Origin of the sequence: Micromonospora sp. DT31 (genome assembly GCF_049841795.1) — a bacterium.
Classification (GTDB): Bacteria; Actinomycetota; Actinomycetes; order Mycobacteriales; family Micromonosporaceae; genus Micromonospora.
In genome coordinates this window covers 1-13,337 of sequence record NZ_JBNCKZ010000028.1, presented here as the reverse complement: position 1 = coordinate 13,337, position 13,337 = coordinate 1, and the positions used below count along the sequence as shown (strand labels likewise).

Here is a 13,337-nt window from a genome sequence, read left to right as displayed (position 1 = left end):
TGTTCCTCACTCTTTTCGAATCGGTCGACCGACCAGAGGGGGCGGTCAGGCGACGACCTTGCGTGCGCGCAACGTGGCCAGGAACTCGGGTGTGCAGCCCAGTTCGTCGACGAGCAGCTCATCGGTGTCGGCGCCGAGGGATCGTCCGGTGAACCGGATCCGTCCGGGCGTGTCCGACATCCGCCACATCACGTTGTGCATGCGGACCGGACCCAGATCCGCGTCCGTCACCGTCGTGATCATGTCGGTGGCTCGCACGTGTTCGTCCTCGACCAGGTCCCGCGCGTCGTAGACCGGCGCGACCGCCGCACCGGCCGCGCCGAACTCCCGGATCACCTCGGCGCGGGTGCGCTCACCGATCCACCCGCCCACGTACTCGTCCAGCAGGTCGGCGTGCGCGGCCCGCTCGCGGCCGGAGCGGAACCACGGCTCGTCGACGACCTCCGGATGCCCGACCAGTCGGAGCACCCGCTCGGCGATGGCCTGGGCGCTGGTGGACACGGCCACCCAACGCCCGTCGGAGGTCCGGTAGGTGTTGCGCGGCGCGTTGTTGGACGACCGGTTGCCGTGTCGCTGCCCGACGATGCCGAGCTGGTCGTAGACGGTCGGTCCGGGGCCCACCGCGGCCATGATGGGTTCCAGCAGACTGAGGTCGACGACCTGGCCGCGGCCGTCGCCGTCGCGGCGCGCGTAGAGGGCCATGACCGTCGCCGAGGAAGCGGCGATGCCGCAGATGCTGTCCGCCAGGCCGAACGCGGGAAGCGTCGGCGGGCCGTCCGCCTCGCCGGTCAGGTGCGCGAACCCGCTCATCGCCTCGGCCAGCGTGCCGAAACCCGGCCGGGCGGCGTAGGGGCCGGTCTGGCCGAAGCCGCTGATCCGGACGATCACCAGGCCCGGGTTGACCTCGTGCAGTTGTTCCGGGCCGACGCCCCACCGCTCCAGCGTCCCGGGGCGGAAGTTCTCCACCACCACGTCGGCGGTGGCGGCGAGCCGCAGGAACAGCGCCGCGCCGTCCGGGTCGGACAGGCTGAGCCCGACAGTGCGCTTGTTGCGCGAGATCTCCTTCCACCACAGCGGCACGCCGTCCTTGGCCTCGCCGTGGCCGCGCATGCTGTCCCCGGCGACGGGGTGCTCGATCTTGATGACGTCGGCGCCGTAGTCGCCGAGTAGTTGGCAGCAGAGCGGCCCCGCCAGGATCGTCGAGACGTCGAGCACGCGGATGCCGTGCAACGGGCCGAGTCGATCCGCAGGCGTGTTCGGTTCAGTCACCGCTGGTCCTTTCTCGTTCGTGCGGTCCGGGTCATCCCGTCCACAGCCCGCCGTTGACGTCGACCGTCGCGCCGTTGACATAGCTCGCCCGCTCGCTGAGCAGGAACGCGATCGTCTCGGCGATCTCCGCCGGCTGGGCCGCGCGTCCGAGTGGCACCTGGGCCACCAGGTCCGACATCTCCCCGGCGGACAGGCGCTCGGTCATCGCCGAGTGGACGGGGCCGGGCGCGACCGCGTTGGCCCGGACGCCCCGGCCCCCGAACTCCCTGGCGATGTTGCGGGTCAGCGCCAGCACGCCGGCCTTCGCCGCCGCGTAGGCCGGCCCGGACAGGGCGTTGCCGCCGTGCCGTCCGTTTACCGAACTCGTCAGCACGATGGCGCCGCCGTTGGCCGCGAGCATCCCGGGCAGCGCCGCCCGGACCACGGTGTACGCGCTGGTGAGGTTGTCGTCGAGGACCGTGCGCCACTGCTCGGGCGAGACGTCCAGCAGGCCGCCGTAGCCGACCGAGCCGGCCACGTGCGCCACCCGGGTCGGCGGCTCGGGAAGCGCGTCCAGGAACTCCTGGACCTGGTCCGGGTCGGCGGCGTCCACGCCGTCGGCCCGGTCCAGGACGTGCACCGCCTCGCCGGCGCGGCGCAGCGCGTCGACCACGGCGGAGCCGATCGCTCCGCGCCCTCCGACCACCAGTGCGGTCATGACCGGCGGGTCCGGGTGTTGACGCCGACCAGGTCGCCGGTGGGTGCGAGCCGGCCGGACTCGACGGCGGTGAGCCACCGGTCGGTGGCCCAGAGCAGCGCGTTGGCGCCGCGCGGCAGCAGAAGGTAGCTGAGCGCCTCGGCCACGTCCCGCTCCTCGGCCCCGGCGGCGTACAGCCGGTCGAGGTGGTGCAGGAACGGCTCCTCCTGCTGGTGCGCCGCGTGCACGACCACCGCGATCAGGTCGACCTCGCGGGGCGAGAGGTCGGGCGCGGCGGCGGCGAGCAGGGCGTGGTACCTGGCGAAACCGTCCATCGGCAGCACGTGCGCCCAGGACCGCGCGGCGAAGAAGATCGGCCGCCACGCCGCCCCGGCTCCGGCCACGCCGACCGCCTGCGACATCTCGTCGGCGGTCAGCCCGGCGGCGTAGCCGCGTTCGACGTGCAGCGTGCCGACGGTCTCCTCGTCGGCGACGAGGAGACCCACCCAGATCAGCTCCCGCTCCCGGGCGGAGAGGTAGCGCGCGTCGAGGGTGAAGCGGCGGTAGAGCTGGGTGTACGCGTCGAGGAAACCCGGCTCGGTGCGGGCGTAGATCTCGTGGTACGACAGCAGGTAGCCCCGCTCGGCGAGGATCCGGGCGATTTGGTCGGGCTGCTCCGGCCGGCTCATCGCGGCGACGGAATGAGGCTCGGCGTCATCGAGGCGTCGCGGTCGTAGAAGGCCGGGATGAGGCTGCCGAGGTCGTGGCCGGGCAGCGGGTCCCGGTAGTCGGTGCTGCCGAAGTCGTTCTTGCGGATCAACGAGAGGTTGCCCGTGCGGCTGTAGAGCGGACCGTGCCAGGTCTGGGGGCTGCGGAAGAAGTAGCCACCGGGCTTGACCACGCCACGCCGCCCCAGCATCAGGTCCCCGGCGATCTTGAAGGACTCCTCGTAGACGGGGTGCTTCTCCTCGTTGATCGCCGTGTAGCCGGGCAGCATGCCGACCAGGAAGACGATGCCGGCCTCGTCGCGGCGCAGCCACCGGATCCGCACGTCGGCGGGCTGCGGCTCGTCGCCGCGCCACCCCATCGACACCCACTCGTCGCGGGTCTCGTGCAGCACCGTGAGCGCGCCCGAGCCCTGCCCGGGGGCGAAGTCCGGGGCGCCGTGCGGCCCGAAGTACAGCACCGTCTCGCCCACCCCCGGCACCCAGTCGAACTCGGTCATCGCCTGGGCGTGCAGGTAGGTGCCCGGGGCGTACGGCTGGTCGTTGACCGTGCCACGGCCGGTGAGCACGAAGATGTCGCACGCGGAGCGCAGCACGCCGTGCTGCCGGTTGGTGAACGCGAGCAGCTCGGTACGGGCACCGTCCTCCTCGTCGACGGAGAGCGTCTTGCGCAGACCGCCACCGTGGTCGGCGCCGAACTGACCGCCCGGAACCGGGGCCCAGGGCAGGTCTTGGGTCGAGATGAAGTCGACGTCAGGGCGATTCCACATGTTGGCTGCACACCTTTGCCTCGGGGTGCCTGGGTGCCGGCCCGAAATAACTGTTCCTGTCAAACGAACGGTGGTTCCCCAGGCGGAACAATCTGGATACTGTCGTGCCACTACCCGGGCTGTCAACGGTCCGGACGAACCTCAGCGGATTCACCCGCGAACTGGAAGGTGGTGGCTGTCATGGCCAACGAACCGAACCGGGTCGATGCGACCACGGGTGGCGAGGGCGGTGGCGGTGGTGTCGCCGCGCTGGTCCCGCCGGAGAACCCGACCGTGGCGACCGAATTGCGGGCCTTGCTCCCGGCCGACGTCGAGGTGCACATCGCGCCGTTGCCGCTGCTCACGGGCACCCTGGCGGATCGCCTGGCGGGCTACAACGACGCGCTCACCTCGACTGCGGAGACCTTGCGCCCCGCCCGGCCCGACGTCACCTATTTCGCCTGCACCGGCTCGTCCTACCTGGTGGGACCGGAACGCGACGCGGACCTGCACGACGCGATCGACGCGGCGGGGGCGGGCCGCGGCCTGACCGCGGCTCGGGCGATCCTGGAGACCCTGGCCGACCTGGACCGCACGCGGGTGCTGGTGGTCTCCCCGTACCCGGACTGGCTGACCGACCTCGCGGTCGCGCACTGGGGCGCGGCCGGGCTCACGGTGGTGGGTGTGCAGAAGGCCCCGGCGCCGAACGGCATCTACGCGATCACTCCCGCCGAGGTCGCCGCCCTGCTGCGTGGCCTGCGGCCGGATCCGGACACGGTGGTGCTGCTCAGCGGCACGGGGATGCCCACGGTCGACGCGATCGCGCAGGTGGGCGACGAACTCGGCGTGCCGGTGCTCTCCTCGTCGGTGGCGGCCGCGTATCGGGCCCTGCATCGTCTCCCGGATGCCGCGGCGGCGCGATCGAGCCTGGTCAACGACCTGATCGGTCGCTGGCGCTGAGGCTGGCAGCCGCTTTGTTCCAGCTTGTTTTCCACCCTTGACGGCGCTCGGGGCAGCCATTAGCGTCCCGGCATACATAATCGGACCGGCGTTCCTCCCAGGCGAACGGTCCTTTCCCACCCCTAAGCCGACGCCCGAATCGGGCTGCCAGGAGGTGAAGACGATGCACGGCTGGCGAGCCCGAATCGGCTTGATCATTCCCCATGTCAACATGACGATGGAGCCGGAAATCAACTCCGTGCTGCCACGCGGCGCATCCGCCCACGCGGCGCGGATGGTGATCCCGCAACTCGACCCGGCCGGTCTGGTCACCATGGCCGACGACGCGCTGCGCGCCGCCGACCAACTCGCCGAACTGGATGCCGACGCCGTGGTGTTCGGCTGCACCTCCGGCAGCTTCGTGGGCGGCCAGGACTACGAGGCGGACCTGGTCGACCGGATCGCCGAGCGGGTCGGTTGCCCGACGCTGTCCGCGTCGGGCGCCGGGGTCCAGGCGCTCCGCGCCCTGGGTGCCCGCCGCGTCGCGGTCGCCACGCCCTACGACGACACCATCAACCAACGACTGGCCGCCTTCTTCGCCGCCCACGACCTCGACGTGGTCAAGCTCGTCGGCCTCGGTCTGCGCGACCGCGTCGCGAACTTCCCGCTCGCCCGCACCCCCGTCTCGGCCATCGCGCAGCAGTCCGAGGAAGTCGTCCACCGGCTGGCCCGCGCCGCCGTCCACCCGGACGCCGAGGCGCTGTTCATCAGTTGCACCAACCTCTCCACCCTCGGGATCGTCGCCGAACTCGAGAAGGATCTTTCGATCCCCGTGGTCACCGCCAACCAGGCGAGCATCTGGGCCGCCTTCCGGGCGGCCGGTCTCGGCGACTCTCCGGCGGCCCTCGGTTCCCTCGGCCGGCACTGAGCGTCCACCTCATCCCTCGTACTCATTCCCCCGGGAGTAACCAATGTCGAACGGAACTGCCCTTTCCCGCCGCAACCTGCTCCGGCTCGGTGCCCTGGCCGGCGCGGGCGGCCTGCTGGCCGCCTGCTCCCGCCCCGACGACGCCCCGGCCTCCGCAGGCGGCTCCAACGGCCCCTTCACCACGATCCGGTCGACCGCCACCTCGTACATCTGGGCGCCGTTCCTCGTCGCGGAGAAGAAGGGCTACTTCGCCGAGGAAGGGCTGGAGCAGAAGGGGAAGGTCGCCGGCCAGGGCGTGGTGGCCAACATCGTCGTCGCCGGCGACGCCGAGTTCGTCGTCGGGTCGCCGATGGACACGATGAAGTCCACCGCCGTGGGCCAGCCGCTGATCAGCTTCTGCGGAATGGTGACCACGCTGGCCACCAACATCGTGGTCAGCGCCGAGACGTTCGAGAAGGCGGGCCTGACCGACTCGAGCACGCCGGAGCAGCGGGGCGCGGCCATGCGCGGCATGCAGCTCGCCTCCACAGGTGTCGCCAGCACCCCGGACCTGCTGATCCGGTACGTGTCGAGCAACCTGGGCAAGCTCGACCCCAACAAGGATCTGAAGATCGTGCCGATCCAGGGTGGCGGCTCGGCGATGCTGGCGGCGGTGAAGAACAAGCAGATCGACGGCATGGCGATCTCGTCGCCGATCTCCGACCAGGCGATCTCCGACCTCGGCATGAAGTACCTGTTCGACATGTCCAAGGACCCGGTCCAGTCGCTGACGGGCTTCCCCTACATCATGGCCTCCTGCAAGCAGGACTTCCTGGAGAAGAACCCGGAGGCCATCGCCTCGTACTGCCGGGCGATCCAGCGCTCCCTCAACTTCATCCAGGCGGAGAAGGACGAGTTCCGCGACCTGCTCGCCGGCATCTTCACCGACATCAAGCCCGAGGTCTTCAAGACGGCGTTCGAGTCGAACTACCCGATCTACGGCACCAGCATCGTCCCGACCCCCGCGCAGTACGAGCAGGCGAAGGAGTTCGTGGTCACCGCCTTCGAGATCAACGGTGGTGTCAGCGAGGCGGCCGCCGCGCGGAAGATCGGCTTCGAGGACACCTGGGACGCCAAGATCGCCCAGCAGGCGTTCGACAAGGTCGGCACGTCCTACTGACCGCACCTGACCGCACCGGCCGCAGCCGGACCGGTGCCGGCTCCTCACCCTAGGGAAGATGATCGTGACTACTGTGGTACCAGGGGTGAACTCCACCCATATCAAGAACTTCGGAGATCTCAAGGCCGCCGCCCGCGGTGGGGCACGCCAGGCCGTGTGGGACTTCCTGGAGGGCGGCGCCGGCGCCGAGCGCAGCGTCGCCGCCAACACCGACGAGTTCGACAGGTGGACGTTCCGACCGCGCATCCTCACCGGCAGCAAGCCGCCGTCGCTGGCCACGACCTACCTCGGATGGCCGCTGAAGATGCCGGTGGCCACCGCACCGTTCGGGGCGGACGGGCTGTTCCACCCGGACGGCCAACTGGCCGTGGCCGGCGCGGCGCAGGACGTCGGCGCGCTGGCCCTGGCGCCGCACGTCTCCACGCATTCGATGGAGAAGATCCGCGAGGTGGCACCCGAGTCGGCGCTGATGTTCCAGCTCCACCCGGTCGGCAACCTGGCCAACTTCCGTCGGCTGGTGCGCCGGGCCGAGTCGGCCGGCTACCGCGGCCTCATCATCACCGCGGACTGCCCGACCGCGGGCTACCGCGACCGCAACCTGGCGAACCAGTTCATCTACGAGGACGTCATGCGGGGCAACTACCACGGCGAGGTGGACCACGCCGAGGAGATGTTCGGTGAGTTCCGCGCCATGAGCCAGCCGGTGTGGACGTTCGACTACCTCGCCGAGGCGCTCAGCGAGACCTCACTGCCGGTGGTGATCAAGGGCGTGATGACCGGCGAGGACGCGATCCTCTCGGCCGACATGGGCGCCGCCGGGGTCATCGTCAGCAATCACGGCGGTCGCCAGCTCGACTGCACTCCGGCCACCCTCCGGCAGCTGCCGGAGGTGGTCGACGCGGTCGGCGGCCGGATCAGCGTCGCCGTCGACGGTGGCATCCGGCGTGGCACCGACGTGCTGAAGGCGCTCGCCCTCGGTGCCGACCTGGTCGTGGTGGGTCGACTCGCCGCGATGGGGCTCTGCGCGGGGGGCCGCGACGGCGTACGGCTGGCCCTGGAGATGCTGGCGGCGGAGATGGTGAAGTCGCTGGCCCTGCTCGGACGGTCCACCCTGGCTGACATCGACCGTTCGATGCTCCAGCCGGCCTGACAGCGGATACGGGAGAGTTCGGATGGGCACAGAGCAAACGGAGGCACCCCGCAACGCCGTCGTGTCGGCGGAGGGCGTCTCCATGACCTACCACGGGCGCCGTGGCGCCGTGAACGCCTTGTCCCGCGTGGACTTCACGCTCTGGCAGGGCGAGTTCGTCGCCCTGCTGGGGCCCTCCGGGTGCGGCAAGTCCACGCTGCTGAACATGGTGGCCGGACTGATCGAGCCGACCAGTGGGACGCTTGCCTACCGGGGCAACGTGATCGACGGCCCGAACACCAGCATCGGCTACATGACCCAGCGGGACTCGATCCTGCCGTGGCGTACGGTCGCCGAGAACATCGAACTGCCGCTGCAGATCCGCCGCGTCCCGGCCCGGGAGCGCCGGGACCGGGTCGCCACCTACATCGAGATGGTGGGTCTCAAGGGCTTCGAGAACGCGTACCCGGCCGGCCTCTCCGGCGGCATGCGCAAGCGAGTCGGCCTGGCCCAGGCACTCGTGTACGAGCCGGAGACGCTGCTTCTCGACGAGCCGTTCGGCGCGCTCGACGCGATCCTGCGGCTGCGGATGCAGGCCGAGTTGCTGTCGCTGATGGAGAAGCTCGGCGCGGCGGTGCTGTTCGTCACCCACGACATGGACGAGGCGATCACGTTGGCCGACCGGGTCGTGGTGATGAGCGCCCGCCCCGCGCGCATCGTCGATGTCATCGAGGTCGGCCTGCCGAGACCGCGTGATCTGGAGCAACTGCAGTTCACGGCGGAATACCAGGAGGTCCGTCGCCGGGTCTGGCGCAACCTCGGTCGGGAGATCCACGCCGGCGAGAAGGAGATGGCGAAGTCATGAGTGAGACCGAGACGCTGCCCCGCAGCGCGGTCGCCAGTCCGCCTGCCGGACCGCCGCCACGTCGCGGGATGAACCCCAAGGTGAAGATCGCACTCGGCCAGATCGCGGTGGTGATCGTCTGGCTCGGTTCGTGGGAGTTGATGTCCGGTCGCGTGATCGACCCGTTCTTCTCCAGTTCCCCGAGCGCGGTGGGACAGCAGTTGATGGAGTGGTTCCGGACCGGGTCGATCTGGCCGCACCTGCTCATCACGTTGCAGGAGTTCGGTGTCGGCCTGTTCGTGGGTGGCCTGGCCGGCGTGCTCGTCGGCTTCACCCTGGGCCGGCTGCCGACCACGGCCGCCGTACTCAATCCGTTCGTCACCGTCGTCTACAGCATGCCGAAGCTGGCACTGGCGCCACTGTTCGTGCTCTGGTTCGGCATCGGATTCGGCTCCAAGATCGTCCTGGTCGGACTGATCTCGTTCTTCCTGGTCTTCTACAACACCTTCACCGGTGCGCGCGACGTCGACCCGCTCTTCATCGACTCGCTGCGGATCATGGGTGCCAACCGGCTGACGATCTACCGCCGTGTCGTCATGCCGTCCGCCGTCGTGTGGGTGATGACCGGCCTGCGCATCGCCGTACCGCAGGCGGTGATCGGTGCCGTCGTCGGCGAGCTGATCTCGTCGAACCAGGGTGTGGGGTACGTCATCGCCAACGCCGCGGCGTTCTTCAACACCACGGGCGTGTTGGCAGGCGTTGCCCTGGTCGCCTGCGTGTCGGTCGTACTCTCCCAGATGATCATCATGCTGGAGCGCTGGGCCACGCGCTGGAAGCAGGGCTGAGCCATGGGTCCCACCGAAGCCCTGGCCCGCTGGGCCGCCGACCTCCGGTACGACTCGCTCTCCGACGACGTGGTGGAACGGGTCCGCGGGTTGCTGCTCGATCACCTCGGGGTGGCGGTGCTCGGCAGCACGCGTGACCACCACAGGCGTTGGGTCTCCACCGAGCTGCGGATGGCCGGCGGCGAGACCGGTGCGAGCACCGTCGTCGGCACCGCGCTGCGCGTCGCGCCCGACCGGGCGGCGTTCCTCAACGGCGTCGCCGGCTCGTCCGGCCCGAACCTCGACGACGTCTGGCACGGTTCGCTCGGGCATCCGGGAGTCGGCACGTTCCCGGCACTGCTCGCCCGGGGCGAGGAGGTGCGGGCACCCGGCACGGCACTGATCGAGGCGGCGGTGGTCGGTTACGAGGTCACCATGCGTATCGGGTCCGCGCTCGGCCGCTCCGCGTTCGACAGGGGTTGGCATCCACGGGGCGGATGCAACGCGGCCGCCGCCGCGGTCGCCAGCCTCAAGGTCGGCGGCGAGCGGCGCCCCGAGGTCTACCAGGCGGCCATCGGTCTGGCCGTCAACGCCGCCGCCGGGGTGGTGGGCGCCGCCTACTTCTCCGACGCCTGGTACGCCCTGTCCGGGCAGGCGTCCCGGGAAGGGCTGCTCGCCGCGCTCGGCGCGCACGCCGGCCTGCGGGCCACCGACGAACCGCTGGCGGCCGACCGGGGTTACCTGGCCGCGGCCTCCGACCGGGTCGATCTCGCCAGCCTCACCGACGGGCTGGGTGGCGAGCCGATGCTGATGCAGACGGGGCAGAAGCTCTACCCGTCCTCGGGGGCCACCCACGCGGCGCTGGAGGCGGCGGTGGCCGCCCGTCGAGAGCTCGGCTGCGCCGGGAGCGACATCGTGAAGATCGACGGATGGGGTTTCCGCGAGATGGTCGACGTGCTCGGTCGACCCCATCCGACGACGGCGTTGGCCGCGAGCATGAGCACCCCGTACGTGATCGCCTGTGGGGTGCGGGACGGCGGATTCGACCTGTCGCACCTCGACCTGGGACGGATCGCGGACCCGGAACTCGCGCGGCTGCAGTCGGCGACCCGGCTCGTCGTCGACGACCGGCTCGACCGGCTGCCACCCCGGCACCTGGGCGCCCGCATCCGGCTGGTGACCCGGGACGGCCGGGAGGCCACGGTCGAGGTGCTCGCCGCGAGCGGACACGCCGGCAATCCTCTCGGCTTCGACCGGGTGGCCGACAAGGTGCGACGGTTGCTGACCGGCAGGTGGCCGGAGAGCCTCGTGGACCAGCTCGTCGACAGCACCGCCGCTCTGCCGCGGACCGATGTGGAAGGTCTGATGCGCGCGGTCCGGTCCGGCGACTAACGTGTCTGCTGCAATCACCGGCACCATAGACGCCAACCGTTGTGTAAAGGAGCCTGCCAATGGCCTCATCGGGCGCCGCCCAGGCCGATGTGGAGGCCGCCGTACGACCCCGGCCGACGCAGCGCCGACGAGAGGCCGGCTTGCAGGCGGAGGGGGCCGACGCCGCCGGTCGGGCCCGATCGGGACTGGCCAGAACTTTTTCCATCATCAACCTGCTGGCCTCCCGAGCGCCCGAGGCGCTGGGCGTGTCGGCGATCGCGCGCGATCTTGAGATTCCCAAGGCGGTCGCGCACCGGATCCTCAAGGAACTGGTGGCGGACGCCTTCCTCGCCTTCGACGACGGTAAGAAGCAATATCAACTAGGTCCGGGCGCGTTGACGGTCGGGTTGGCGGCGCTGCGTACGCTCGACGTGCCCAAGACCGCCCGGCCCTATCTCGAGCGGCTGGTCGAGGTCAGTGGTGAGACGGCCACGCTGTCCATCCGCCAGGGCTGGCAGCGTGTCTATGTCGACCAGGTGCTCTCCCCGCACGAGGTGCGGATGTCCGTGGCCCTGGGCCGGATGTACCCGTTGCACGCCGGGTCCTCCTCGAAGGCCATTCTCGCCGCGCTGCCCGACGAGGCCGTCGAGGAGTTCCTCACCCAGCACCGGCACGCCAGCCTCACCCCCCGGACGCTCACCTCAGCCGACGCGCTGCGGGAGGACGTCGCCGAGATTCGTCAGCGGGGCTACGCGGTCAGTTTCGGGGAACGGCAAGCCGGTTCGGCGAGCGTGGCGGCCGCCGTTCGGGGCGCCTCCGGTGATGTCGTGGGTGCGATCTCGCTGTGCGGCCCCCGGGAGCGGTTCGCCGAGAACACCCTGCGCCATGGCGCCACGGTGGCCGAGGCGGCCCGAGCCGTGTCCCGCGACATCGGCTACCGCAGCCCGGTGTGACCGAGCCGCGGGACTGTCCGAGAGGCGGGTCGGACGAGCGGGCCGTCAGCCGATCTGGCCGTTGTCCTTGAGCGCGCCCCACCCGTGCCAGCGGTCGACGTGGATCCACGCGCTGACCCGGGCCCGGTCACGTCGCGGGTACGGGTTGCCGGTGTAGTGCCGGGCGATCCGGTCGATGTCGACCAGGCCCTCGTCGTCGCGCAGCTCGACCACCCGGCCGATGAGGCTCACGTGGGTGTACCAGCCCTGCTCGTCGAGCACCGTCAGGGTGACCCGGGGGTCGGCGCGGAGGTGATCCAGCCGGCGACGTCCCTCGTCCATGTTCACCAGGACACGGTCGTCGTCCCACAGGTACCAGGTGGCTGCGGAGACCGGCTGCCCGTCCGGGCGCAGCGTGGCGATGACCGCCGGGTTCGGCTTGCGCAGCATGGCGACGGCAGGCTCGGGCAGCGGCGGCTTCGACATGGCACTCCTTCTCGCGGCGTCTCCTGCGCACTGTACGGGCCGGTCAGGGCCACCGCTCGTACCCGGCCGGACGCGCCGCGACGGCGACGGGTGCGGCCCCTGCCCCCGTCCGGAAGGGGCCGCACCCGTCGCCGCGGTCGCCCCCGACCGGTCGGCACCGGTCCGGGGCCCGACGGCAGATCGCTCGTGCGGTGCCTCAGCCGGCGCGACGCAGCCGGCCGCGCCGGCCGTTGAGGTCCTGGATGAACAGCTCGTGCCGGAAGTAGTGCCCGCCCGGAACCTCCCGCCACTCGTGCGGGATGCCGGCCCGGCCCAGCAGACTCCGGAACTCGCGTTGCCCGGCCAGCACCTGGGTCTCGTTGGCGAGGTCGAACCAGTTGATCGGGTCGGGCGAGGTGCCGGCGACGAGGAAGATGCGCTTGTTGCGGTAGCTCTCGATCCGCTGGACCGGGTTGTCCGCGCTGACCCGGGCCTCGTCCCACAGCGGTGCGCCGTACACCGTGCCACCGCCCAGGTCGAGGGCGGCGGAGGTGGCGTTGGCCCAGTGCACGACCAGACCGAAGTCGCGGCGGAGGCTGGCCGGGCCGGAGTGGGAGCTGACCGAGCAGAAGTGTCCGAAGTACTTCGCCGTGTACTTGAGCGCCCCGAAGCCGCCCATCGAGAAGCCGGCCACCGCCCGGCCGTTGTACTCGGAGAACGTACGGAAGTTGCTGTCGATCCAGGGCACCAACTGGTTCATGTGGAAGTTTTCCCAGTTGCGCGGCCCGGTGTTGGTGTTGACCGGGTTGCTGTACCAGCCGGTGGAGGCGTCCGGCATCACCACGATGATCTCCCGACCGGCGGTCAGGTTGATGATGTTGTCCTGCATGTGGAACGTGCGGAAGTCCGCCGCGCCGCCGTGCAGGAGATAGAGCACCGGGTAGCGCTTGCGGCTGGTGTGGTAGCCGTCGGGCAGCAGCACGTTGACCGCGGGGTCCCACTCGATCTCGTTGGTCGCGAAGCGGAAGTACTGCAGGCGGCCGCCGTTCTCGTTGCGGTCGACGATGGTCAGCCCGTGCCCGTTGCCGGCCGCGCTTGCCGACGACGGGGCGGAGAACGCCCCGGCCAGGGCGCCGGTCGCCGCGACCGCCGCGGCGCCGGTGAGCAGACGGCGACGGCTCACGAGTCGGGGGCCGGTCGGTTGGTGCGACATTTTTCCTCCTGGGTGGTGGATGGACCGTCGGATTCAGAGGGTGGTTTCGCCGTTGAGGCCGAAGTAGTCGTGCCATTTGGTGCTGGGGGCGAAGGTGGTGCCGGTGGAGAGGGC

14 protein-coding genes are annotated in these 13,337 nt (G+C 70.5%); 8 read left to right on the top strand and 6 right to left on the bottom strand.

Features of this window, described 5'->3' with window-relative positions:
* Positions 1-45: 45 nt before the first annotated feature.
* From ACLQ2X_RS27080 to ACLQ2X_RS27065, 4 genes are read right to left on the bottom strand one after another with little or no spacing between them, the layout of a single operon-like run.
* On the bottom strand, positions 46-1,269 hold the full coding sequence (locus ACLQ2X_RS27080; RefSeq protein ID WP_425683909.1) for a CaiB/BaiF CoA transferase family protein: 1,224 nt from the start codon (positions 1,267-1,269) through the stop codon (positions 46-48).
* Positions 1,270-1,300: 31 nt separating this feature from the next.
* Positions 1,301-1,966 carry an SDR family NAD(P)-dependent oxidoreductase gene (locus tag ACLQ2X_RS27075; protein WP_425683908.1) on the bottom strand — a complete coding sequence of 222 codons (666 nt, stop codon included), beginning with the start codon at positions 1,964-1,966 and terminating at the stop codon, positions 1,301-1,303.
* On the bottom strand, positions 1,963-2,634 hold the full coding sequence (locus tag ACLQ2X_RS27070) for a carboxymuconolactone decarboxylase family protein (protein WP_425683907.1): 672 nt from the start codon (positions 2,632-2,634) through the stop codon (positions 1,963-1,965). Before ACLQ2X_RS27070 ends, ACLQ2X_RS27075 begins: the two co-directional genes overlap by 4 nt.
* Complete coding sequence (locus tag ACLQ2X_RS27065) at positions 2,631-3,440, bottom strand: hypothetical protein (RefSeq protein WP_425683906.1); 810 nt, start codon at positions 3,438-3,440, stop codon at positions 2,631-2,633. Before ACLQ2X_RS27065 ends, ACLQ2X_RS27070 begins: the two co-directional genes overlap by 4 nt.
* Before the next feature lie 180 nt (positions 3,441-3,620).
* Between ACLQ2X_RS27065 and ACLQ2X_RS27060 the strand changes: the two genes are divergently transcribed.
* The 8 genes from ACLQ2X_RS27060 to ACLQ2X_RS27025 all read left to right on the top strand — a co-directional run bounded on the left by ACLQ2X_RS27060 (position 3,621) and on the right by ACLQ2X_RS27025 (position 11,566).
* Positions 3,621-4,379 (top strand): maleate cis-trans isomerase family protein, encoded by a 759-nt coding sequence (locus ACLQ2X_RS27060; RefSeq protein WP_425683905.1) that lies wholly within the window; start codon positions 3,621-3,623, stop codon positions 4,377-4,379.
* A 163-nt stretch (positions 4,380-4,542) separates the two neighbouring features.
* Positions 4,543-5,286, top strand: coding sequence for a maleate cis-trans isomerase family protein (locus tag ACLQ2X_RS27055; RefSeq protein ID WP_425683904.1), 744 nt, complete (start codon positions 4,543-4,545; stop codon positions 5,284-5,286).
* Between the two features lie 43 nt (positions 5,287-5,329).
* Complete coding sequence (locus ACLQ2X_RS27050; RefSeq protein WP_425683903.1) at positions 5,330-6,445, top strand: ABC transporter substrate-binding protein; 1,116 nt, start codon at positions 5,330-5,332, stop codon at positions 6,443-6,445.
* An 85-nt stretch (positions 6,446-6,530) separates the two neighbouring features.
* Positions 6,531-7,595, top strand: a complete 1,065-nt coding sequence (locus ACLQ2X_RS27045) for an alpha-hydroxy acid oxidase (protein ID WP_425683902.1) — start codon at positions 6,531-6,533, stop codon at positions 7,593-7,595.
* Positions 7,596-7,617: 22 nt separating this feature from the next.
* On the top strand, positions 7,618-8,439 hold the full coding sequence (locus tag ACLQ2X_RS27040) for an ABC transporter ATP-binding protein (protein ID WP_425683901.1): 822 nt from the start codon (positions 7,618-7,620) through the stop codon (positions 8,437-8,439).
* The gene (locus ACLQ2X_RS27035) at positions 8,436-9,263 is read left to right on the top strand and encodes an ABC transporter permease (protein ID WP_425683900.1); all 828 of its coding nucleotides are present in this window, start codon (positions 8,436-8,438) and stop codon (positions 9,261-9,263) included. Before ACLQ2X_RS27040 ends, ACLQ2X_RS27035 begins: the two co-directional genes overlap by 4 nt.
* A 3-nt stretch (positions 9,264-9,266) precedes the next feature.
* Positions 9,267-10,634, top strand: a complete 1,368-nt coding sequence (locus tag ACLQ2X_RS27030) for an MmgE/PrpD family protein (protein WP_425683899.1) — start codon at positions 9,267-9,269, stop codon at positions 10,632-10,634.
* Between the two features lie 59 nt (positions 10,635-10,693).
* Positions 10,694-11,566 carry an IclR family transcriptional regulator gene (locus ACLQ2X_RS27025; RefSeq protein ID WP_425683898.1) on the top strand — a complete coding sequence of 291 codons (873 nt, stop codon included), beginning with the start codon at positions 10,694-10,696 and terminating at the stop codon, positions 11,564-11,566.
* A 45-nt stretch (positions 11,567-11,611) separates the two neighbouring features.
* On the opposite strand, the gene ACLQ2X_RS27020 is transcribed toward ACLQ2X_RS27025, so the two are convergent.
* Both ACLQ2X_RS27020 and ACLQ2X_RS27015 read right to left on the bottom strand, forming a co-directional pair.
* Positions 11,612-12,031, bottom strand: a complete 420-nt coding sequence (locus tag ACLQ2X_RS27020) for a PPOX class F420-dependent oxidoreductase (RefSeq protein ID WP_425683897.1) — start codon at positions 12,029-12,031, stop codon at positions 11,612-11,614.
* Between the two features lie 196 nt (positions 12,032-12,227).
* Positions 12,228-13,223, bottom strand: a complete 996-nt coding sequence (locus tag ACLQ2X_RS27015; protein ID WP_425683896.1) for an alpha/beta hydrolase — start codon at positions 13,221-13,223, stop codon at positions 12,228-12,230.
* Between the last annotated feature and the right edge of the window lie 114 nt (positions 13,224-13,337).